Origin of the sequence: uncultured Tateyamaria sp., from assembly GCF_947488715.1 — a bacterium.
Classification (GTDB): Bacteria; Pseudomonadota; Alphaproteobacteria; order Rhodobacterales; family Rhodobacteraceae; genus Tateyamaria.
Window position 1 is genome coordinate 170,356 of the sequence record NZ_CANLAG010000005.1, and the last position, 18,826, is coordinate 189,181.

Below are 18,826 nucleotides of genomic sequence, written 5' to 3' on the forward strand. Positions count from 1 at the left end.
GCAAGGCATGAAACGCCCGATCATCTTGCACCCCGATCCCCGCCTCAAGAAAAGCTCGGCACCCGTGGCTGACCTGTCCGACGACCTGCGGCAACTGGCGGATGACATGCTGGAAACGATGTACGACGCGCCGGGCATCGGTCTGGCCGCGCCGCAGGTGGGTGTGCTCGACCGGCTGATCGTGCTCGACTGCGTCAAGCTCGACACCGAGGCACCCCGCCCGCTGATCATGTTCAACCCCGAAATCGTGGCCGTGTCCGACGAACAGAACGTCTACGAAGAAGGGTGCCTGTCCATCCCCGAGCAATTCGCCGACGTCACCCGCCCCAAACAGGTGCAGGTCCGCTGGATCGACCGCGACGGTGTGGAGCAAACCGAAGAGATGGACGGCCTCTGGGCCACCTGCGTCCAGCACGAGATCGACCATTTGGACGGCAAGCTTTTCATCGACTATCTCAAGCCGCTCAAGCGTCAGATGATCACGCGCAAGATGGTCAAACTGAAACGCGAACGCGCCCGCGAAAAGGCATGAGCCTGCGCCCGATCCTGACATGGCCACACCCCGGCCTGTCGGTCGTCTGCACCCCGGTTGACGCGATTTCCCCGGCGATCCGCACGCTGGCGGCTGACATGCTGGACACGATGTATGACGCACCGGGCCGTGGCTTGGCCGCCCCCCAGGTGGGCGAGACGCTGCGCATGTTCGTGATGGGCCCCGGTTGGAAAGACGGCGCGCGCACCCCGATGGTGTGCATCAATCCCGACATTCTCGACCGTGGCGAGATCCACGAGACGGGCGGCGAGGGCTGCCTGTCGCTGCCCGGTGTGACGGCTCAGGTCACGCGCCCGACAACCGTGCGCATGGTGTGGACGGACCTCGATGGGCTGGTCCACGACGAAACACTGACGGGTTTTGCCGCCCTGTGCGCGCAGCACGAACTGGATCACCTCGACGGCATCATGACACTCGACCGTGTCGACACGACACAGCGCGCCGCCCTCATCGCAGACTACCAAGAGGCCCCCTGATGCCCATCCGCCCCTTTGTCATGTGGCCGGACAAGCGGCTGCGCACCCCCGCCGCAGACGTGGCCGAAATCACCGACGACATCCACGCCATCTGGGCCGACATGGTCGACAGTATGGACGCGATGCCCGGCTCCGGCGTGGGTCTGGCCGCCCCGCAGATCGGCGTGATGCTGCGCCTTGCCGTGGTCGATGTGACCCCCGACCGCTCCCGCCGCATCCTGCTTGCCAATCCCGAAATTCTGAGCACCGGCCCCGACACCGCCAAAGGCACCGAGGCCAGCCCCTGCCTGCCCGGCGTGGACGCCCAGATCCTGCGCCCGACCACCGTGTCGGTGCGCTTTCTGAACGCTCAGGGCATGATCGACCGCCGCGACTTTTCCGGGCTCGAGGCACGCTCCGTCCAGCACCAGATCGACCACCTCGCCGGGCGGATGTATTTCGACAATCTGGGCCGGGTGAAACGCGACATGCTCCTGCGCAAAGCGCGAAAGGCCAAGTGACATGCGCCTGATCTTCATGGGAACACCCGACTTTTCCGTGGCCGCCCTCGATGCGCTCCACGGCGCAGGCCACGACATAACCTGCGTCTACACACAACCCCCGCGCCCCGCAGGCCGGGGGAAAAAGGACCGGCCCAGCCCGGTGCAGGCCCGCGCCGAGGCACTGGGCCTCACCGTCCGCCACCCGGTGTCCCTGCGCACCCCCGAGGCACAGGCCGAATTTGCCGCCCTTGATGCGGATGTGGCGGTGGTCGTCGCTTACGGCCTCATCCTGCCGCAACCGATCCTCGATGCGCCCGCGCACGGGTGCCTGAACATCCACGCCAGCCTGCTCCCGCGCTGGCGCGGGGCGGCGCCGATCCACCGCGCGATCATGGCCGGGGACGCCGAAACCGGCGTCTGCATCATGCAGATGGAGGCGGGGCTCGACACCGGACCGGTCCTGCTGCGCGACGCGATGCCCATCGGGGCCACTGACACAACCGCCGACCTGCATGACCGGCTGGCCGTGATGGGCGGGCGCATGATCGTGCAAACGCTCGACCAGTTGACCGACCTCACACCCACCCCGCAACCCGATGCGGGCGTCACCTATGCCCACAAGATCGACAAGGCCGAGGCCGCGATCGACTGGTCAGCCCCCGCCACGGATGTCGACCGCATGATCCGCGGCCTGTCGCCCTTTCCCGGCGCGTGGTTCGAACAGGACGGCACACGGATCAAGGTGCTGGGCGCGCGCCTTGGCACCGGCACAGGCACCCCCGGCACCGTGCTCGATGACGCGATAACCGTGGCCTGTGGCACCGGAGCGGTCCAACTGACCCGCTTGCAACGCGCAGGCAAAGGCGCGCAGGATGCAGAGGTGTTCCTGCGCGGCCACCCTCTGCCACCCGGCACCCGACTTCAGACCAAAGGATAACCCCCATGTTCCCCACCCTGATCGGCACCGTCGTTCTCGCAGGCATCGTGGGCTACCTGTCCGAGAAAACCCGCTTCACCCACAACGGCATCCTGCAATCCATCATCATCTGCATCGGTGGCGCGTTCCTGTTTTACTTTGTGCGGCTGATGTTCGGCTTTGGCTTTGCCAGCCCCGGCCTCAACGCCATTGCCGCGTCCGTGGGTGCGCTGATCATTGTGCCAACCCACTGGCGCAAATAGCGCCGCTGCAAATTACGAACGGCTCAAAAAGATAAACGGCCCAGAGTTGCCTCTGAACCGCCTACCTCGTGTGTGCTGAAACGGGAGGGGGGAGCCCTGGGTTAGAAGAGCTTTTTCAGCAGCAGTTTCTTCTTCAGGTCATGTTTGCTCACGTGCTTTTTCTTTTTCGGCGCGTGGTGCTTGAACCCGTGGTGTTTATAGCTGTGGTGCTTGAAGGCTTTGTGCTTCTTGACCTTCAGCTTGAAATTCGCAGGCACCACCTCGGCGACTTCGGTGTCGGCGCTGACCCAATAGGCATTGGCGTTGGCCGGGCCAAAGGTGGACAGGGTGACCGCGGTGGCCATGGCTGCAATCAAAAGCGGGGTTTTGCTGGCTGTCAGTTTCATTTCAAATTCTCCTCTGCGGGTCTGTGTGTAAATCGGCGTCGTTGCCGTTCGTCTTGCAAAAGAGATAGCGGAAAAGGTCTGTAACAATAAGGGACCAAACGGTCACAAACTGTCATGGAAATGGTAGCGATGTGTGAGCGTTGCAGCGTTGTTCTGCGAAATTAACCATCTAAAACAATGTCTTGATTGTCAGGAAACTTGTAACATTTGCCGTGAGACGATGGCCAAAGATCGTCAAAACAGGCGCAAAAACGGTTCGTGACCCGGCGTCACTTGCCCTTGAAGGGTGCCATGCCTGCACGGGCCAGCTCGTCTGCGCGTTCATTTTCGGGATGACCCGCGTGGCCCTTGACCCATTTCCATGTCACGTCGTGCCGCGCCTGCGCCTCATCAAGGCGCCGCCACAGATCGGCATTGGCGACGGGCTTCTTGGCGGCGTTCTTCCAGCCGTTGCGTTTCCAGCCATGGATCCAGCTTGTGATGCCGTTCTTGACGTAGTTGCTGTCGGTAACGACCGTGATGCTGACGGGTTTGTCCAGCGCTTCAAGCGCAGAGATCGCGGCCATCAGTTCCATCTTGTTGTTGGTGGTCTGCGCCTCGCCGCCCTTCAGCTCACGTTCCTTGACGATGCGCGCACCCTCCATCGCACGCAGCAAGGCACCCCATCCCCCCGGACCCGGATTGCCGGAACATGCGCCATCGGTATAGGCAAACAGGTCAGGCATGGGCTTGCACCACGATAAAGGGCGCGATCTCGCCGGACAGACCGGCCTCTTCGCCGGTGTGGCTGTAAGTGATGTTGAAACCGGTGGTGGTGAACAACTCGGTCAGCTCCGCCTCGGTCATGTAGGAATAGAGCCGCCCGATCTTGTCGCGCGACTGCCCCGCGCCCAGCTTGGTGCCAAAGTGGAACAGGCCGTCGGGCTTGAGGGCGCGGTGGATGGCGGCAAATTGCGCGGGCCAGTCTGCCAGCGGCGTGTGCAGCATCGAAAAGTTGGCCCATATGCCGTCATAGACGTCTGTTGCGGTCAGGTCCGCATAAGTACGTTCCTCTGCGGTCACTCCGGGTCGCGCGGCGGCCATGGCGACCATCTCGGGCACCGGGTCCCAGGCATGCGCCTGCATCCCTGCCGCCGCCATCGCCCCGGCGGCAAAGCCCGGACCACAGCCGATGTCCAGCGTGGTGGCCCCGCGGGGCAGAGCCTCGATGAACCGTAACAGTGTCGGGTCTGTGTCCGCGATCTTGACGAGGTCGGCATATTCGGCAGCCTTGGCCGCGTAGATGGACAGGGTTTCCGGGTCGCTCATCAGATCACCACCGTGGTCAGGCAGGCCACAACAATGGCCGTCAACAAAAGGCGCAGACGCATCCACCATTCAGGTGTCAGCCCCCAGCGGGCAAAGGCATAGTCCAGCATCAACAGCCCGACAAAGCCAAAGATCAGGTTCGTGGCCGCTCCGGTTGGACCACCCCCCGTCATGAAAAAGGCCCAGAGCGCGGGAATGACCGACAGGGCATAGCCGGTCGCGGCCTGCGGGCCGGTTGCGCGGGTGGCAAAGCCCCAGAGCACGCCGGACATGAACGACAGAATGACCGAGCCATAGAAGAGCTGGATATAGGGGCCGACAAAACGTGGGCCCAACAGGTCGGCGCCCAGGGTCGCCAGCGGTGTGCTGTACAGGGTCACGGCACCCCAGAGAAACGGGATCAGACCGGCAAGGCCAAGAAGGAGAGGGGCGCGTGGGATCGGGGTCATAGCTCGGAAATCAGGGCGGCAATACGTCTGGCGCGGGTGTCTGCTCTTTTGGCGCTGTTGACAAGATGCAAGCGACCACGCTGTTGTCCCGCGCTCAGCTTTGACCAGTCCGCCGTGCGACCGCTGGCATGAAGCGCAGCGGTGACGTCTTCGGGGACGTCGACCGCGTCCGGGTCAGCCGGCCTGATCCGTGCGTCGAAGGCGACGCCGGGTTCCAGGCCGCTGTCACGCAGAAAAGACTTGCCGGTATAGACAAACACACCTTCGAGGACGGGGGCCTTGGTCAGCGCGAGGTTCACGGGATGATCGCCAAACTCGCCCTCGACCCTCTTGGTGCGTTCGGGCAAACGGCGTGTCACGTCCGGCGGAATGCGCAGGATGGTGTAGGTGTTGCGGCCCCATTCCAGAGGTTCGATCATGCCCTCGAAGTCGATCCAGTCGGGTGTCATGCACGCTCCAGCGCGAGGCGGGCGGCCAGTGCGGCAAAGATCGCGGCAAAGCTGCGCGAGAGCCACTGCATCACCACTTCGGACCCGAGGATCCATTGCCGCGCGGCGGCTGCGAACACGCCGTAGAGCACGAACACCGCAAAGGTCATGGCCATGAACACGAGGCCGAGGGTTGCCATCTCGAGCGTCGCGCTGGCCGCATTGCCAGACAGGAAGGGCGGCAGGAGTGCCAGAAAGAAGATCGACAGCTTGGGGTTCAGGATGTTGATCAACGCCCCGCGTCGGGCGATGTGCCAGCCCGGTTCGGCCTTGGTGTCCGAAGAGATTGCCAACGCCCCGCCGCTGCGCAGGCTGCCCCATGCAAGATAGAGGAGGTATGCCACGCCCGCGAACTTGACCACGTTGAACAACAGCGCAGAGGTGTGAAGGATCGCGGCCAGCCCCAACGTCGCCGCCGCGAGGTGCGGCACAATCCCGAAGGTGCAGCCCAACGCCGCCCACAAGGCCGCGCGACGCCCTTGGCCCAGACCCAAAGCGAGGGTGTAGATGACGCCCGTTCCCGGCGCGATGACAACCACAAGCGCGGTCAGAAGAAACTGGAGAGACAGCATGAAAACCCACCTTTTGAGATGCGGTTAGGCTAGGGCGCGCGGGTGGGTTTGGCAATCTGTCCCCGCGGGGACAAGGCGTGCGGTGGAATCATAAGATATAGAGGTCTCGGTAATTTGCCTGTAAAGCGAATGGCTTGGCCGCCGTGCGGTTGCGTTACCGTGTGTTAAGCAGAGGCGGGACATGCTGCACACCGAAGGCAGGCGGCGCCCCGGCACACCCGAAACACGGGGGTGGCGGGGCGCCTGAACGCCGGGCCCGCCACCGCCCCATGGCGGCCTAGAGCGCGCGCAGACGGTTGTTGCGGGCGTTGTGCTCAAGCTCGACCAAGCCCAACAGTTCGAGCACGGGTGCCACGTAGTTGGCAAACCGGCCCCGGTACCCTTTGCGCAGGCCGTAATACCCGCCCACAGGGTTGTCGTCGGCGCGCGCCCACTGTTCGAAGGTGCCATCCTTGACCGGCTTGCCCTCGTCCGCATTGCCCAGCGGCATCCAGTCTCCATGGGACTTGAGCATCGTATGCGCGTCCACGATGCAGCGCAGTTGATAGGAAAGCTGGGTCTTGCCCACTTGCACCACCAGGGCGGGTGGGTCGCGGGTGTCGTCCTTCCATGCGAGGAACTCGGACGACAGGGGCGGGGTTTTGAGAATCCATGGATCGTCGGGGGTGCCGGAGCCGTAGGTGACGTCGGTCATGTGCGTTCTGCCTCTTGTTTCAGTGTGTTGGCAAATTTGACAAAGCTGGGTGTCAGGTCGGGGATGGAGCTGGAGATCACACCGGCCAGCGGCCCGGAAAACTGCTCGCGCATCTCGAACATGCTGCCGGTGCCGTCAGGTGCAATCGAAAATTGCCGGGTTCCAACAAAGAGGCCCAGCGGCATGCCCCCGCGCCATGTCATGCGGGTGGGGGCGTCGAAGGTGGTGACAGTCAGGGCAAAGGCCCGTTTGGGGGCAACCTCGGACCAGAGTTTGATTTTGGCACCAAGGGTCAGTGCCCCGTCCAGGCGCAGGATGCCGTAGTCTGTTGGGGCCTTGGGCATGGTCTGGGTCAGCGTGTGCCATACACGTGCGCAACTGGCGTTGATCTTGATCTGGGTTTCGTAGGTCTGCTTTGGGGTTTGCACTGGGTGTCCTCATCTTGACGCCCTGCGGGTCTAGCACCCCTAATATGACATCTTCTGTCATGTTAGGATTCGCTTGTGCGGGCATCTCGGCTTCTTCAGATTTTGTTGCTTTTGCAGAACCGTGGACGCCAGACATCGGTGCAATTGGCCGAAGAGCTGGAGGTCGCGCCGCGTACCATTTTGCGCGATGTGGATGCGATGACCGAGGCGGGGCTGCCGATTGTTGTGCATCAGGGCAATCAGGGGGGCATCGAGTTGGGGTTCAACTATCGGACCCGTTTGACGGGTCTGGCGCGGGATGAGGCGCAGGCGCTGGGCCTGATCCTGGCGGCGCAGAATCCGATGATTGCGGCGCTGGGGTTGGAGCAGGCGGCGCGGCAAGCGCGGGCCAAGTTGGTCGAGAGCCTGCCCGACACCACGCGGCGGCACAGTGCAGACGCCATGGCGCGATTTGTTTTGGTTGAGGACACACCGGTTGCCAATGACCGGGTGCGGGCATTGGCAAAGGCGGTGGCGGCGCGCACAGTGGCGCGGATCCGGTTTGCGACGCAGGCGGAACAGGTCATTCACCCGATCGGTCTGAAATTGGACGCCGCGTGTTGGTCCGTGCATGATGGCGCGACGGGCCTGCACATACCCGAAGCTGATTGGGGGCGCATCAACATGTCCAGCCAGCGGTTTGAGCCGCCAGATGCGGTGCCGCGTTGAGTGGGGCCGTCGGGTGGCGTAGGCAGGCAAAGCAAAGGAGCCGTGCAGCATGATCTCATATGTCACCGTTGGGGCCGACGACATGGCCCGCGCCAAGCGGTTCTATACCGCGTTCCTGCCTGCATTGGGCTATGGGTTGGAAGAGGGGGCTGAGGGCCTGAGCTTTGCCCTGCCGGTGGCAGAGGGGGAGCGGCCGGTGTACCCGGATTTCTACGTCAAGCCGCCCTTTGACGGGCAGGGGGCGACGGTTGGGAACGGGGCCATGGTTGCGTTTGAGGCGTCACGTCAGAGCGAGGTGCGCGCGCTGCATGCCGCCGCTGTTGCCGCCGGTGGAACGGATGAAGGGCCGCCGGGGTTTCGCGCGTCATACGGTGCGCATTTCTATGTGGGGTATCTGCGGGACCCGCAGGGCAACAAGATTGCGCTGTTTTCCAGTGATCCCAGCGAGCCGGGGCGCGACGACTAGAGCGCCCCTGTCGCGGAATACTGTCAGGCGGGTTCGCGCAGGACGCGGGGCACTTTGAATTCCACGTTCTCGACTGCGGTTTCCACCATCTCGACGGTCACATCGTAGCGGTCGCGGAAGGCGTCGATCACTTCGTTGATCAGCACTTCGGGGGCGGAGGCCCCGGCGGTGATGCCCATGGAGGTGATCCCGTCCAGCGCGCGCCAGTCGATGTCGGTGGCCCGTTGCACCAGTTGGGCATAGGCGCAGCCTGCGCGGGCGCCGACCTCGACCAGCCGTTTGGAGTTGGACGAATTGGGCGCGCCCACCACCAGCATCGCGTCGCATTTGGGGGCCATGGCCTTGACCGCTTCTTGGCGGTTGGTTGTGGCGTAGCAGATGTCTTCCTTGTGCGGGCCGACAATGGCGGGGAAGCGGTTGTGCAGGGCCGCGACGATGTCGGTGGTGTCATCGACCGACAGGGTGGTCTGGGTGACAAAGGCGAGGTGTTCGGGGTCGCGCACGGTGACCTGTGCCACGTCCTCGACCGTTTCGACCAGCAGCACGTCGCCGTCTGGCAGTTGGCCCATGGTGCCCACCGTTTCGGGGTGGCCCGCGTGGCCGATCATGATCATCTGGAGGCCATTGTCGGCGTGGCGCTGGGCCTCGATATGCACCTTGCTGACCAGCGGGCAGGTGGCGTCCACATAGATCATCTCGCGGGCCTGTGCGGCGGCGGGCACGGATTTGGGCACGCCATGCGCCGAAAAGATCACCGGGCGGTCATCGGGGCATTCGGTCAGTTCCTCGACAAACACCGCGCCTTTGTCGCGCAAGCCGTCGACCACGAATTTGTTGTGCACGATCTCGTGGCGGACATAGACGGGCGCACCCCATTTCTCGATGGCCATTTCGACGATCTTGATCGCCCGGTCAACGCCCGCGCAGAACCCGCGCGGGGCCGCAAGGTAGAGGGTCAGCGGTGGCTTGGTCATGGGACGTCTCCGGCAGTGTCGGCCCAGAGTTAAGGTGTCCGGGCGCAGGCGTAAAGGCGGGCGCGGCAATTGGGTCTAGGAGGGGTCGGCACCTGCATAGATCAGCCGGGCCACTTCGGCGCGGTTGCGCACGCCCAGCTTGCGGTAGGCGTTCTTGGCGTATTCGGCGACCGTGTGTTGGCTGATGCCGCAGGTGCGGGCGGCTTCCTTGCGGCTCATGCCACGGGCGAGCAGGTATATGATCTCGGTCTCGCGGGGGCTGAGATCCTGGAGCGAGATGGGCATGTCAGGCGCGATCAGGGCGGGCTCAGGGCTGGTGCCGTGGCCTGCGAGGTCTTCGAGGCGGCGGTGGATCAGCAGACAAAACAGCCGGAACTGTTCGGCCGTGGGCCACATCTGCGCCATGAAGGCATCGCGTTCCAGCGTCGTGCCTAGGTTAAAGCCGCCATAGCGCGCGGCCCCGCGCAGCCGGGTGGGAATGCCGAAACCGGTCAGGAACCCGTGCGCCCGCGCGGTGGCGATAAAGGCGCGCGACTGTTCGGTGAGGTAGTCGTAGGCGGGCAGAAATTCGGGGCCGGTCGCGGTGATGTCGTAGCTGTCGCAGCAATGCAGCAAGAACGGATCATCATCCGGGCGCGCGCCCTCGTAAAGCTCGGGAAAGGTGGTCAGGACGCGGGTGTCGCCCGCAGGCACACCAATCGCCGTGATGTAGATGACCTGGTGGATACCGTACCGCCGCAGGCAGTCGACAACACCGGTCCAAAGCTCTTCGATTGTTTCGGCTTGTTCCAGCTCTGCCGCGTCTTGATACATCTATCCCCCCAATTGGGGGGATGTTGGCACAACGCCTCACAAATTAGAACACAGTGTGGCGCAACGTCTTTTTGGCGTGCGCCGCCTATTTCAGAACCAAGACCTTTGAAACGACGACGGGCAGCGGATCGTGAGTGCCGCTGCCCGCTTCTGTCTTTTGGGGATGTGTCAGGTTTCGGCCTGCATCCGCATTTCGCGATCCGGCATCGGTTCGCGCGGCGGACGGCCAATCACATCCTTGAGTTCGTCCAACTCGATGAAGTTGTCGGCCTGACGGCGCAGGTCGTCCGAGATCATCGGGGGTTGGCTGCGGATGGTCGAGACCACAGAGACGCGCACGCCCTGGCGTTGCAGGCTTTCCACGAGGGGGCGGAAATCTCCGTCCCCGGAAAACAGCACGATGTGATCGACCCGTGGGGCCAGTTCCATCGCATCTACAGCCAGTTCGATGTCCATGTTGCCTTTGACTTTACGCCGGCCCATGGAGTCGGTGTATTCCTTGGCGGGCTTGGTCACCATGGTGAAGCCATTGTAATTCAGCCAATCCACGAGTGGTCGGATCGGAGAATACTCGTCGTTTTCAAGCAGCGCGGTGTAGTAAAATGCACGCAGCAACTTGCCGCGGCGCATGAACTCTTGTCGCAAAAGCTTGTAGTCTATGTCGAACCCAAGCGCTTTGGCTGCGGCGTAGAGATTCGAACCGTCAATGAACAGCGCAAGCCGTTCGTCTTTGTAAAACATAAAATGTCCTTCCGAAAATTCGGGTACCGCCTGTGATTTCCGTGAGTGAATGCGTAAAAGCGCGAAAAGACGGTATGCGGAAAAATAGGTGGTTTTTTAAATGTCGCAAGACGCAATACAGAGCCAATCCGGCGGAAACCTGCCTCAAAACCAATCAACTCTGCTGATTGCCCTTGGGTCAAACATGTCATCTGACGTAGGGTCACCCGCCGAAATCCTACATAAAGCTGTCACCGAGATCGAAAATGCGGGTGCAGTGATTCGGTCAAAAAGCGCGTTTTACAGCACGCCAGCGGTGCCCGCGGGCAGCGGCCCGGACTTTGTAAATGCAGCGATTTCTGTGGCTGCGACATGGGCGGCACCGGAGGCGATTGCCATTTTGCATGGGATCGAGGCCCGTCTTGGGCGGCGGCGTGAGGTGCGTTGGGGGCAGCGGATCGTCGATCTGGACCTGTTGGCCGTTGACGGTCTGGTGCGGCCAGACGTTCCGACGTTGCGTCACTGGATGAATTTGCCACTGGAAGAGCAGCGCGAAAAGGCACCCGGACAGTTGATCCTGCCGCATCCGCGTCTGCACGAGCGCGCCTTTGTGCTGGTGCCGCTGGCGGATGTGGCGCCGGATTGGGTGCATCCTGCGCTGCGCAAGACGGTTGTGCAGTTGCGGGATGGCTTGCCCGCTGCGGATCTGAAGGCCATCACCCCGCTGCAATAGCGGCTTGTCATTCTGGCCAATCGGGCCTAGATACACGCCTTCTATCCCTTATTGCTGATCTGGAGCATCCCCATGGCCCGCGTGACCGTTGAAGACTGCGTTGACAAGGTTCCGAACCGTTTCGAGCTTGTGATGCTCGCCGCGCATCGCGCCCGCGAAGTGTCGTCCGGTGCGCCGATCACCGTGGATCGCGACAACGACAAGAACCCCGTCGTGTCGCTGCGTGAGATTGCCGAAGAGACACAGAGCGCCGACGAGCTGCGCGAGCGTCTGATCGAATCGAACCAGAGCCAGATCGAGGTGGACGAGGCCGAAGAGGACGCCATGGCGCTTCTCATGGGTGCCGAGCAGGACAAGCCTGACGAGGACAGCATGTCCGAAGAAATGCTGCTGCGTCAGCTCATGGCGGCTCAGGGCCAGGGTTAACCCCATTAAGGTGCGGACTGGATGATCTCTGCCGACGATCTGATCGCGCTGGTCCGCAACTACAATCCCAAGACAAACGAAGACCTGATCCGCCGTGCCTATGTGTTCGGCGGCCAGATGCACGAGGGCCAGTTCCGCCATTCGGGCGAGCCCTATTTTACACATCCCGTCGCTGTTGCCGCCATTCTGACAGAGCAGCAGTTGGATGATGCGACCATCGTCACCGCCCTGTTGCACGACACGATCGAGGACACCAAGGCCAGCTATTCCATGGTGTCCGAGCAGTTTGGCGAAGAGGTGGCCAAGCTGGTGGACGGGGTCACCAAGCTGACCAATCTGCAGTTGTCGAGTGTCGAGACCAAGCAGGCCGAGAACTTTCGCAAGCTGTTCATGGCTATGTCAAAGGACATGCGTGTCATTCTGGTCAAGCTGAGTGACCGGCTGCACAACATGCGCACGATCCGGTCGATGCGCGCCGAAAAGCAGACCCAGAAGGCCCGTGAGACCATGGACATCTTTGCCCCGCTGGCCGGGCGCATGGGGATGCAGTGGATGCGCGAAGAGCTGGAGGATCTGGCCTTCAAGACGTTGAACCCGGATGCGCGGTCTTCGATCATCCGGCGTTTCATCACCATGCAGCGCGAGACCGGCGACGTGATCCAGCGCATCACCGGCGACATGCGTCACGAGTTAGAAAAAGTGTCGATTGTGGCCGAGGTCTTTGGCCGCGCCAAGAAACCCTATTCGATCTGGCGCAAGATGCAGGAAAAGGATCAGTCCTTTTCCCGGTTGTCGGACATCTACGGCTTCCGGGTTGTCACCGACAGCGAAGAGGATTGTTACCGTGCGCTGGGCGCGATCCACCAGCGGTGGCGGGCGGTGCCGGGGCGGTTCAAGGATTACATCAGCCAGCCCAAGACCAATGGCTATCGGTCGATCCACACCACAGTGTCGGGCCGTGATGGCAAGCGGGTCGAGGTGCAGATCCGCACCCGCCAGATGCATGACGTGGCCGAGACAGGTGTGGCCGCGCATTGGTCTTACCGCGACGGGGTGCGGTCGCAGAACCCCTTTGCCGTGGATCCGGCCAAGTGGATTGCGCAACTGACCGAGCAGTTTGACGGCGAGGACGATCACGAGGATTTCCTCGAGGCGGTCAAGCTGGAGATGTATTCGGACCAGGTGTTCTGTTTTACGCCCAAGGGCGAGGTGGTGAAACTGCCGCGCGGGGCGACGCCCATCGACTTTGCCTATGCAATCCACACGCGGATCGGCAACGCCTGTGTGGGTGCCAAGGTGGACGGGATGCGTGTGCCTCTGTGGACGCGGGTCAAGAACGGGCAGTCGGTCGACATCATCACTGCCGAGGGGCAGACGCCGCAGGCCACGTGGCTGGAGATTGCCACCACCGGCAAGGCCAAGACCGCCATCCGTCGGTCCCTGCGCGAGGCGGACCGCGAGCGGTTCATCACGCTGGGGCGCGAATTGGCGCGTTCGGCCTTTGCGCATGTGCGCAAGAAGGCGACCGACAAGGCGCTGGAGGCCGCGTCCAAGCAACTGCGTCTGGGCGGGGTGGATGACGTGCTGGCGCGGCTGGGATCGGCGGAGTTGACCGGACGCGAGGTGGTCCAGTCCATCTATCCGGACCTGACGCCGAAACCGGGCAAGGAAGTTGACGCGCGCCGGGCTGTCATAGGCCTGCTGCCGGGGCAGAATTTCCAACGGGCCAAGTGTTGCGAGCCGCTGCCGGGTGAGCGGATTGTCGGCATCACCTTTCGGGGCGAGGGTGTGGTTGTCCACGCCATCGATTGTGGCCGTCTGGTCGAATACGAAGAACAGCCCGACCGCTGGGTGGACCTGCACTGGCACGAGGGTGCGCACCCGGCTGTTTACGGGGTGACGCTGGAACTGACGATCGGGAATGACGCGGGCGTATTGGGGCGTATTTGCACATTGATTGGCGAAACGCGGGCCAATATCTCGGACCTGGAATTTCTGGATCGCAAACCTGACTTTTACCGACTGCTGATCTATGTGGAATTGCGGGACGCGCCGCATCTGCATTCGCTGATGGGCGCGCTTCAGGCCGAAAGTGATGTTGCAACCATCGGGCGCCACCGCCGTATTGTGCCGCCAGACGCACAGGCGAGCGCCGCGTCGCAAGGCGAATAAGAAAGGCAGACAGTGGTTTTCAAGCGCCGCGACCCCAAACCGTTTCTGCGCGCCGTGCTGGAGTTCCTCTGGCCACGGGGCGGATGGGCGCGTGCGTTTCAATACGTCAAACACCGGGTCCGCCGGCTGCCCGACACGCCAGAAAAGATCGCGCGCGGCATCTGGGCGGGCGTTTTCACCACGTTCAGCCCGTTTTATGGCATGCATTTCTTTGTCGCGGCGTTCATCGCCACGGTGATGCGGGGCAATATCCTGGCCTCGTTGATGGCGACGTTTTTCGGCAACCCGCTGACCTATGTGCCGATTGGCATCATCTCTTTGCAGACCGGCCACTGGTTGCTGGGCTCGGAGATGCAGGAAGGAACGACGCGGTCCTTTGGCGGCAAGTTTGTGGATGCGGGCGAGGATTTGTGGCTGAACCTCAAGCATATGTTGCTGGGTGAGCCGCGCGACTGGACCGGATTGTCGACCTTTTACGACGAGATATTCTTTCCCTACCTGGTGGGGGGGATCGTGCCGGGCATCATTGCGGCCACGATTTGCTATTACCTGTCGGTGCCGGTGATCCGCGCCTATCAAAAGCGGCGTCGCGGCGCGATCAAGGCCAAGTTCGACGCGCTCAAGGCCAAGGCGGCGGCCAAGGCCACAGAAATCAAGAACAAGGCGGACTGAGCGCGCGGCTTGGTACAATTTTCGCGCTTTGTCGGCATTTCCACGCGCGGTGCGGCGCACTAGGTTGCGGGGCAAGGATCACAAGGGACTGATGCCATGACCTCTCCGTTGGGCCGCCTGAGACTGGGCGTGAACATTGACCACGTGGCGACCGTGCGCAACGCGCGCGGCGGCGACACGCCGGACCCGTTGCGCGCGGCCAAGATCGCCGAGGCCGCAGGGGCCGACGGGATCACCGCGCATTTGCGTGAGGATCGCCGCCATATCTCGGATGCCGACATTGAGGGGCTGATGGATGTGCTGGAGGTGCCGCTGAATTTCGAGATGGCCGCCACTGACGAGATGCAGGCCATTGCGCTGCGTCACAAGCCGCACGCAGTGTGCATCGTGCCCGAAAAGCGCGAGGAACGCACCACCGAGGGGGGCCTCGAAGTGGCGCGCGAGGAAAACCGGCTGGCCCATTTCATTGCGCCCCTGCGCGATGCCGGGTGCCGGGTGTCGATCTTTATCGCCGCAGATAAACGCCAGATCGAGGCGGCGCACCGGATTGGCGCGCAGGTGATCGAGCTGCATTCGGGGGCCTATTGCGACGCCCATCATGAGGGCCGGTTCGAGGACCGCGACCGTGAGTTGGATGCGATGCGCGAGATGTCCGCCTTTGCGCATGGGTTGGGGTTGGAGGTGCATGTGGGCCACGGGCTGACCTATGAAACGGTTGCACCCGTTGCGGCATTTCCCGAGGTGATGGAGCTGAACATCGGGCATTTCCTGATTGGTGAGGCGATTTTTCTGGGCCTGGACCCTGCGATCCGCGAAATGCGCCGTCTGATGGACGAGGCGCGCGCATGATCCGGCATTGTGTGATGTTGCAGCTGGCGGCGGATGCGGACCGGGCGGTGTTGGACCGGGTGATGCTGGATCTGGCGGACCTGGTTGAGCGGCTCGAGGGCTGTGGCGGTTTTTGTGCCGGGCCAAACCGGGATTACGAGGGCAAGACGCCGGGGTTTGTCTACGGGTTTACCTTTGATGCGGACAGCCCGGCGGCATTGGCGGCCTATGCGGTGCATCCCGACCACGTTGCGCTGGGCGCGGAGCTGGTGGCGTTGTGCGATGGCGGTGGCGCGGGCATCCGCGTCTATGACATCGAGGCGCCGGCGTGATCCTGGGGGTCGGCACGGATCTGGCCAATATCGAGCGGATACAGGGCACGTTGGACCGGTTCGGCGACCGGTTCCGCAACCGTGTGTTTACCGATGTGGAGCAGGCCAAGGCCGAGCGGCGCAAAGACGTGGCGGGCACCTATGCGAAACGCTGGGCCGCGAAAGAGGCCTGTTCCAAGGCGCTGGGCACGGGGCTGCGCATGGGGATCAGTTGGCGGGACATGGCCGTCAGCAACCTGCGCACCGGGCAGCCGGTGATGGCGGTGACAGGTTGGGCCGCCGAGCGTTTGGCCGAGATGACGCCGCCGGGCCACGAGGCGATCATTCACGTCACGCTGACCGATGATCACCCCTGGGCGCAGGCCTTTGTGGTGATCGAGGCGCGCCCGTTGGGTCAGGGGTGAAACGCGGCTGACCTGTTCAATCCCCTGTGATGGCCATGGAGGCCACGCGCTCAGAGTGGTGCGCGCCTTGACACCTTGGGTTGTCACCCGCATGTAGCCTGAAACAACCTCGAGCAGGAGCGCCCCATGGCCGCCAAGGAAAAATCGCAAAACGGCGTGGTCGAGACGATCAAGACTGTTGTGTACGCGCTGTTGATTGCGGGTGTGTTCCGCACGCTGTTCTTTCAGCCGTTCTGGATCCCGTCAGGGTCGATGAAAGAGACGCTGCTGATTGGTGATTTCCTGTTCGTGAACAAGATGGCCTACGGCTATTCCTATGCCTCTTGCCCGTCGATCCCGATCATCGGGTTGGATGCCAAGAAGCTGTGCGGGTTCATTGACGGCGACAACACACGTATTCTGGCGGGTGAGCCTGAGCGCGGCGATGTTGTGGTGTTCCGCCACCCGGTGTCGGGGTCGGATTACATCAAGCGCCTTGTGGGCCTGCCCGGCGACACGGTTCAGGTCAAGGATGGTCAGATCATCCTGAATGGCACGCCCGTGCCGCAGGACCCCGCTGGCACGTTCACCGAGATTTTTGACCGTCAGGGGCCGCAGGGCCTGCGCCCGCGTTGCGAAAGCGGCGCAGTGGGTGAGGGTGCGGAATGCACCAAGGCGCGGTTTGTCGAGACCTTTCCGGATGGCAGCAGCCACGTTGTGCTGAATGTCGGTGTGCAGGGGTCGGACAACACGTCCGTCTACCGTGTGCCCGAGGGGCATTACTTTTTCATGGGGGACAACCGCGACAACTCGTCCGACAGCCGGTTGGCGCAGGTCGCGGGGGGCGTGGGGTACGTGCCTTACGAAAACCTGATCGGGCGCGCGGATCGGATCATGTTCTCGTCTGCGGGGCGGTCGATGCTGTTCTTCTGGACGTGGCGCGGGAACCGCTTCTTTAAGGGTGTTGAGTGAAACTGGGCGCGGATCTCAGGGCCTTTGAGGCGCGGATCGGCCATGTGTTTGCCACACCGGACTTGCTGATCGAGGCGGTCACGCATGCGTCGATGTCGTCGGCCACGCGGTCGGACAATCAGCGGATGGAATTTCTGGGTGACCGGGTGCTGGGGCTGGTGATGGCCGAGGCCCTGCTGGAAGCCGACACCGGTGCGGCCGAGGGGCTGCTGGCCCCACGGTTCAACGCGCTGGTGCGCAAGGAGACCTGCGCCGATGTCGCGCGTGAGGTTGGATTGGGCGATGTGCTGCGGTTGGGCCGGTCCGAGATGATGTCGGGCGGGCGGCGCAAGCAGGCGCTGCTGGGTGATGCAGCCGAGGCGGTGATTGCCGCCGTGTACCTTGATGCGGGCTTTGCCACGGCGCGGGACATGATCCTGCGGCTCTGGGGTGATCGTATCACGCGGGTCGAGCAGGACGCGCGCGACCCCAAGACCGCGCTGCAGGAATGGGCGCAGGCGCGCAAACTGGCGCCGCCGCGCTATGTGGAAACGGCGCGCAGCGGGCCGGATCATGCGCCGGTCTTTACCATCAGCGTGCAACTGGACACCGGGGCGGCCGCAGAGGCCACCGCCGGATCGAAACGGGACGCACAGCAGGCCGCCGCAAAGGCGCTGTTGGCGGAATTGGAGCAAGACACATGAGCACGCGCGCCGGTTTCGTCGCCCTGATCGGAGAGCCCAACGCGGGCAAGTCCACACTGCTGAACCGCATGGTCGGGGCCAAGGTCAGCATCGTGACCCACAAGGTCCAGACCACGCGTGCGCGCATTCGGGGTGTGGCCATGGAGGGCGAGAGCCAGATCGTGTTCGTGGACACGCCGGGCCTGTTCCAGCCGCGCCGTCGTCTGGACCGCGCGATGGTGGCCGCCGCGTGGGGTGGGGCCGCCGATGCGGATGTGGTTGTGCTGATGGTCGAGGCGCATCGCGGCGTGACACCGGGGGTGGAGCGCATCCTCGAAGGGCTTGCCGACATTGGCAAGGGCCGCACCGTTGCGCTGGCCATCAACAAGATCGACCGGGTCGAGGCGCCCGTTTTGCTAGGCCTGACCGAAAAACTGAATGAGGCCTATGATTTTGCGGAGACGTTCATGATCTCTGCCGAAAAGGGCCACGGGGTCGACACGTTGCGCGGCTGGTTGGCGGGGCAGGTGCCGGAGAGCCCATGGCTGTACCCCGAGGATCAGATTGCCGATCTGCCCATGCGGATGATTGCCGCCGAGATGACGCGGGAAAAGCTGACCCTGCGCCTGCATCAGGAACTGCCCTATCAGTTGACGGTGGAGACCGAGAACTGGGAAGAGCGCAAGGATGGGTCGGCCAAGATTGACCAGGTGATCTATGTCAGCCGGGATGGCCACAAGGGGATCCTGCTGGGTCACAAGGGTGAGACGATCAAGGCGGTGAGCCAGGCGAGCCGCGCCGAGCTGACCGAGTTCCTGGGCCGTAAGGTGCATCTGTTCCTGCAGGTCAAAGTGCGCGAGAAATGGCAGGAAGATGCTGAGCGCTATTCCGAAATGGGGCTGAATTTCAAAGATGGAAACGCCTGACATCTGTGCGGACCGACCCTCCGG

At 63.0% G+C, this 18,826-nt stretch carries 28 protein-coding genes; 17 read left to right on the forward strand and 11 right to left on the reverse strand.

Features of this window, described 5'->3' with window-relative positions; translation table 11 throughout:
- Nucleotides 1-7 precede the first annotated feature (7 nt).
- Genes def (Q0936_RS13110) through Q0936_RS13130 form a run of 5 tightly spaced genes read left to right on the forward strand, consistent with a single transcriptional unit; the run spans nt 8 to nt 2,690 of the window.
- Complete coding sequence (def, locus tag Q0936_RS13110) at nt 8-532, forward strand: peptide deformylase (RefSeq protein WP_299295011.1); 525 nt, start codon at nt 8-10, stop codon at nt 530-532.
- Nucleotides 529-1,029 (forward strand): peptide deformylase, encoded by a 501-nt coding sequence (gene def, locus Q0936_RS13115; protein WP_299295009.1) that lies wholly within the window; start codon nt 529-531, stop codon nt 1,027-1,029. The genes def (Q0936_RS13110) and def (Q0936_RS13115) overlap by 4 nt, the downstream gene beginning before the upstream one ends.
- Entirely contained in the window at nt 1,029-1,529 is a 501-nt protein-coding gene (def, locus tag Q0936_RS13120) for a peptide deformylase (protein ID WP_299295008.1), read from the forward strand. The genes def (Q0936_RS13115) and def (Q0936_RS13120) overlap by 1 nt, the downstream gene beginning before the upstream one ends.
- Before the next feature lies 1 nt (nt 1,530).
- Nucleotides 1,531-2,448 carry a methionyl-tRNA formyltransferase gene (fmt, locus tag Q0936_RS13125; RefSeq protein WP_299295006.1) on the forward strand — a complete coding sequence of 306 codons (918 nt, stop codon included), beginning with the start codon at nt 1,531-1,533 and terminating at the stop codon, nt 2,446-2,448.
- 5 nt (nt 2,449-2,453) lie between these two features.
- Nucleotides 2,454-2,690 (forward strand): hypothetical protein, encoded by a 237-nt coding sequence (locus tag Q0936_RS13130; protein ID WP_299142664.1) that lies wholly within the window; start codon nt 2,454-2,456, stop codon nt 2,688-2,690.
- Between the two features lie 101 nt (nt 2,691-2,791).
- Here the strand turns inward: Q0936_RS13130 and Q0936_RS13135 are convergent, their stop codons facing one another.
- From Q0936_RS13135 to Q0936_RS13170, 8 genes are all read right to left on the reverse strand, one after another.
- Nucleotides 2,792-3,076 carry a hypothetical protein gene (locus Q0936_RS13135; protein WP_299142661.1) on the reverse strand — a complete coding sequence of 95 codons (285 nt, stop codon included), beginning with the start codon at nt 3,074-3,076 and terminating at the stop codon, nt 2,792-2,794.
- Between the two features lie 269 nt (nt 3,077-3,345).
- Nucleotides 3,346-3,801: a ribonuclease HI gene (rnhA, locus tag Q0936_RS13140; protein ID WP_299142657.1), complete on the reverse strand. Its 456-nt coding sequence runs from the start codon at nt 3,799-3,801 to the stop codon at nt 3,346-3,348.
- Complete coding sequence (locus tag Q0936_RS13145; RefSeq protein WP_299295004.1) at nt 3,794-4,384, reverse strand: class I SAM-dependent methyltransferase; 591 nt, start codon at nt 4,382-4,384, stop codon at nt 3,794-3,796. The genes rnhA and Q0936_RS13145 overlap by 8 nt, the downstream gene beginning before the upstream one ends.
- Complete coding sequence (locus Q0936_RS13150) at nt 4,384-4,833, reverse strand: DUF3429 domain-containing protein (RefSeq protein ID WP_299295002.1); 450 nt, start codon at nt 4,831-4,833, stop codon at nt 4,384-4,386. Before Q0936_RS13150 ends, Q0936_RS13145 begins: the two co-directional genes overlap by 1 nt.
- Entirely contained in the window at nt 4,830-5,282 is a 453-nt protein-coding gene (locus Q0936_RS13155; protein ID WP_299294999.1) for a YdeI/OmpD-associated family protein, read from the reverse strand. Before Q0936_RS13155 ends, Q0936_RS13150 begins: the two co-directional genes overlap by 4 nt.
- Nucleotides 5,279-5,893, reverse strand: coding sequence for a LysE family translocator (locus Q0936_RS13160; RefSeq protein WP_299294997.1), 615 nt, complete (start codon nt 5,891-5,893; stop codon nt 5,279-5,281). Before Q0936_RS13160 ends, Q0936_RS13155 begins: the two co-directional genes overlap by 4 nt.
- Nucleotides 5,894-6,170: 277 nt before the next feature.
- Nucleotides 6,171-6,587: a DUF6855 family protein gene (locus Q0936_RS13165; RefSeq protein ID WP_299294994.1), complete on the reverse strand. Its 417-nt coding sequence runs from the start codon at nt 6,585-6,587 to the stop codon at nt 6,171-6,173.
- Nucleotides 6,584-7,015, reverse strand: a complete 432-nt coding sequence (locus tag Q0936_RS13170) for an SRPBCC domain-containing protein (RefSeq protein WP_299294992.1) — start codon at nt 7,013-7,015, stop codon at nt 6,584-6,586. The genes Q0936_RS13165 and Q0936_RS13170 overlap by 4 nt, the downstream gene beginning before the upstream one ends.
- A 75-nt stretch (nt 7,016-7,090) precedes the next feature.
- On the opposite strand from Q0936_RS13170, the gene Q0936_RS13175 reads away from it, so the two are divergent.
- Nucleotides 7,091-7,723: an HTH domain-containing protein gene (locus Q0936_RS13175; protein ID WP_299294990.1), complete on the forward strand. Its 633-nt coding sequence runs from the start codon at nt 7,091-7,093 to the stop codon at nt 7,721-7,723.
- A 49-nt stretch (nt 7,724-7,772) separates the two neighbouring features.
- Entirely contained in the window at nt 7,773-8,189 is a 417-nt protein-coding gene (locus tag Q0936_RS13180; RefSeq protein WP_299294988.1) for a VOC family protein, read from the forward strand.
- A 23-nt stretch (nt 8,190-8,212) separates the two neighbouring features.
- On the opposite strand, the gene ispH is transcribed toward Q0936_RS13180, so the two are convergent.
- From ispH to Q0936_RS13195, 3 genes are all read right to left on the reverse strand, one after another.
- Nucleotides 8,213-9,163 carry a 4-hydroxy-3-methylbut-2-enyl diphosphate reductase gene (ispH, locus tag Q0936_RS13185; RefSeq protein ID WP_299294986.1) on the reverse strand — a complete coding sequence of 317 codons (951 nt, stop codon included), beginning with the start codon at nt 9,161-9,163 and terminating at the stop codon, nt 8,213-8,215.
- 75 nt (nt 9,164-9,238) lie between these two features.
- Nucleotides 9,239-9,976 carry a LuxR family transcriptional regulator gene (locus tag Q0936_RS13190; RefSeq protein WP_299294984.1) on the reverse strand — a complete coding sequence of 246 codons (738 nt, stop codon included), beginning with the start codon at nt 9,974-9,976 and terminating at the stop codon, nt 9,239-9,241.
- Nucleotides 9,977-10,144: 168 nt separating this feature from the next.
- Nucleotides 10,145-10,717, reverse strand: a complete 573-nt coding sequence (locus Q0936_RS13195; protein WP_299142613.1) for an NYN domain-containing protein — start codon at nt 10,715-10,717, stop codon at nt 10,145-10,147.
- Between the two features lie 100 nt (nt 10,718-10,817).
- Here Q0936_RS13195 and folK point away from each other — a divergent pair, with 100 nt between their 5' ends.
- The 10 genes from folK (at nt 10,818) to era (ending at nt 18,802) form a co-directional block, all read left to right on the forward strand.
- The gene (folK, locus tag Q0936_RS13200; protein ID WP_299294982.1) at nt 10,818-11,429 is read left to right on the forward strand and encodes a 2-amino-4-hydroxy-6-hydroxymethyldihydropteridine diphosphokinase; all 612 of its coding nucleotides are present in this window, start codon (nt 10,818-10,820) and stop codon (nt 11,427-11,429) included.
- Nucleotides 11,430-11,501: 72 nt separating this feature from the next.
- Complete coding sequence (gene rpoZ, locus Q0936_RS13205) at nt 11,502-11,855, forward strand: DNA-directed RNA polymerase subunit omega (RefSeq protein ID WP_299142609.1); 354 nt, start codon at nt 11,502-11,504, stop codon at nt 11,853-11,855.
- 21 nt (nt 11,856-11,876) lie between these two features.
- On the forward strand, nt 11,877-14,027 hold the full coding sequence (locus tag Q0936_RS13210) for a bifunctional (p)ppGpp synthetase/guanosine-3',5'-bis(diphosphate) 3'-pyrophosphohydrolase (protein ID WP_299294980.1): 2,151 nt from the start codon (nt 11,877-11,879) through the stop codon (nt 14,025-14,027).
- A gap of 12 nt (nt 14,028-14,039) precedes the next feature.
- On the forward strand, nt 14,040-14,699 hold the full coding sequence (locus Q0936_RS13215) for a DUF2062 domain-containing protein (protein ID WP_299142605.1): 660 nt from the start codon (nt 14,040-14,042) through the stop codon (nt 14,697-14,699).
- Between the two features lie 96 nt (nt 14,700-14,795).
- Complete coding sequence (locus tag Q0936_RS13220; protein WP_299294978.1) at nt 14,796-15,548, forward strand: pyridoxine 5'-phosphate synthase; 753 nt, start codon at nt 14,796-14,798, stop codon at nt 15,546-15,548.
- Nucleotides 15,545-15,859 carry a Dabb family protein gene (locus Q0936_RS13225; RefSeq protein WP_299294976.1) on the forward strand — a complete coding sequence of 105 codons (315 nt, stop codon included), beginning with the start codon at nt 15,545-15,547 and terminating at the stop codon, nt 15,857-15,859. Before Q0936_RS13220 ends, Q0936_RS13225 begins: the two co-directional genes overlap by 4 nt.
- Entirely contained in the window at nt 15,856-16,263 is a 408-nt protein-coding gene (gene acpS / locus Q0936_RS13230) for a holo-ACP synthase (RefSeq protein ID WP_299294974.1), read from the forward strand. Before Q0936_RS13225 ends, acpS begins: the two co-directional genes overlap by 4 nt.
- 126 nt (nt 16,264-16,389) lie before the next feature.
- A complete protein-coding gene (gene lepB / locus Q0936_RS13235; RefSeq protein ID WP_299142597.1) occupies nt 16,390-17,214 on the forward strand; it encodes a signal peptidase I in 825 nt (274 codons plus the stop codon).
- A complete protein-coding gene (gene rnc, locus Q0936_RS13240; RefSeq protein WP_299142596.1) occupies nt 17,211-17,897 on the forward strand; it encodes a ribonuclease III in 687 nt (228 codons plus the stop codon). Before lepB ends, rnc begins: the two co-directional genes overlap by 4 nt.
- Nucleotides 17,894-18,802 carry a GTPase Era gene (gene era / locus Q0936_RS13245; RefSeq protein WP_299294972.1) on the forward strand — a complete coding sequence of 303 codons (909 nt, stop codon included), beginning with the start codon at nt 17,894-17,896 and terminating at the stop codon, nt 18,800-18,802. The genes rnc and era overlap by 4 nt, the downstream gene beginning before the upstream one ends.
- Nucleotides 18,803-18,826 lie beyond the last annotated feature (24 nt).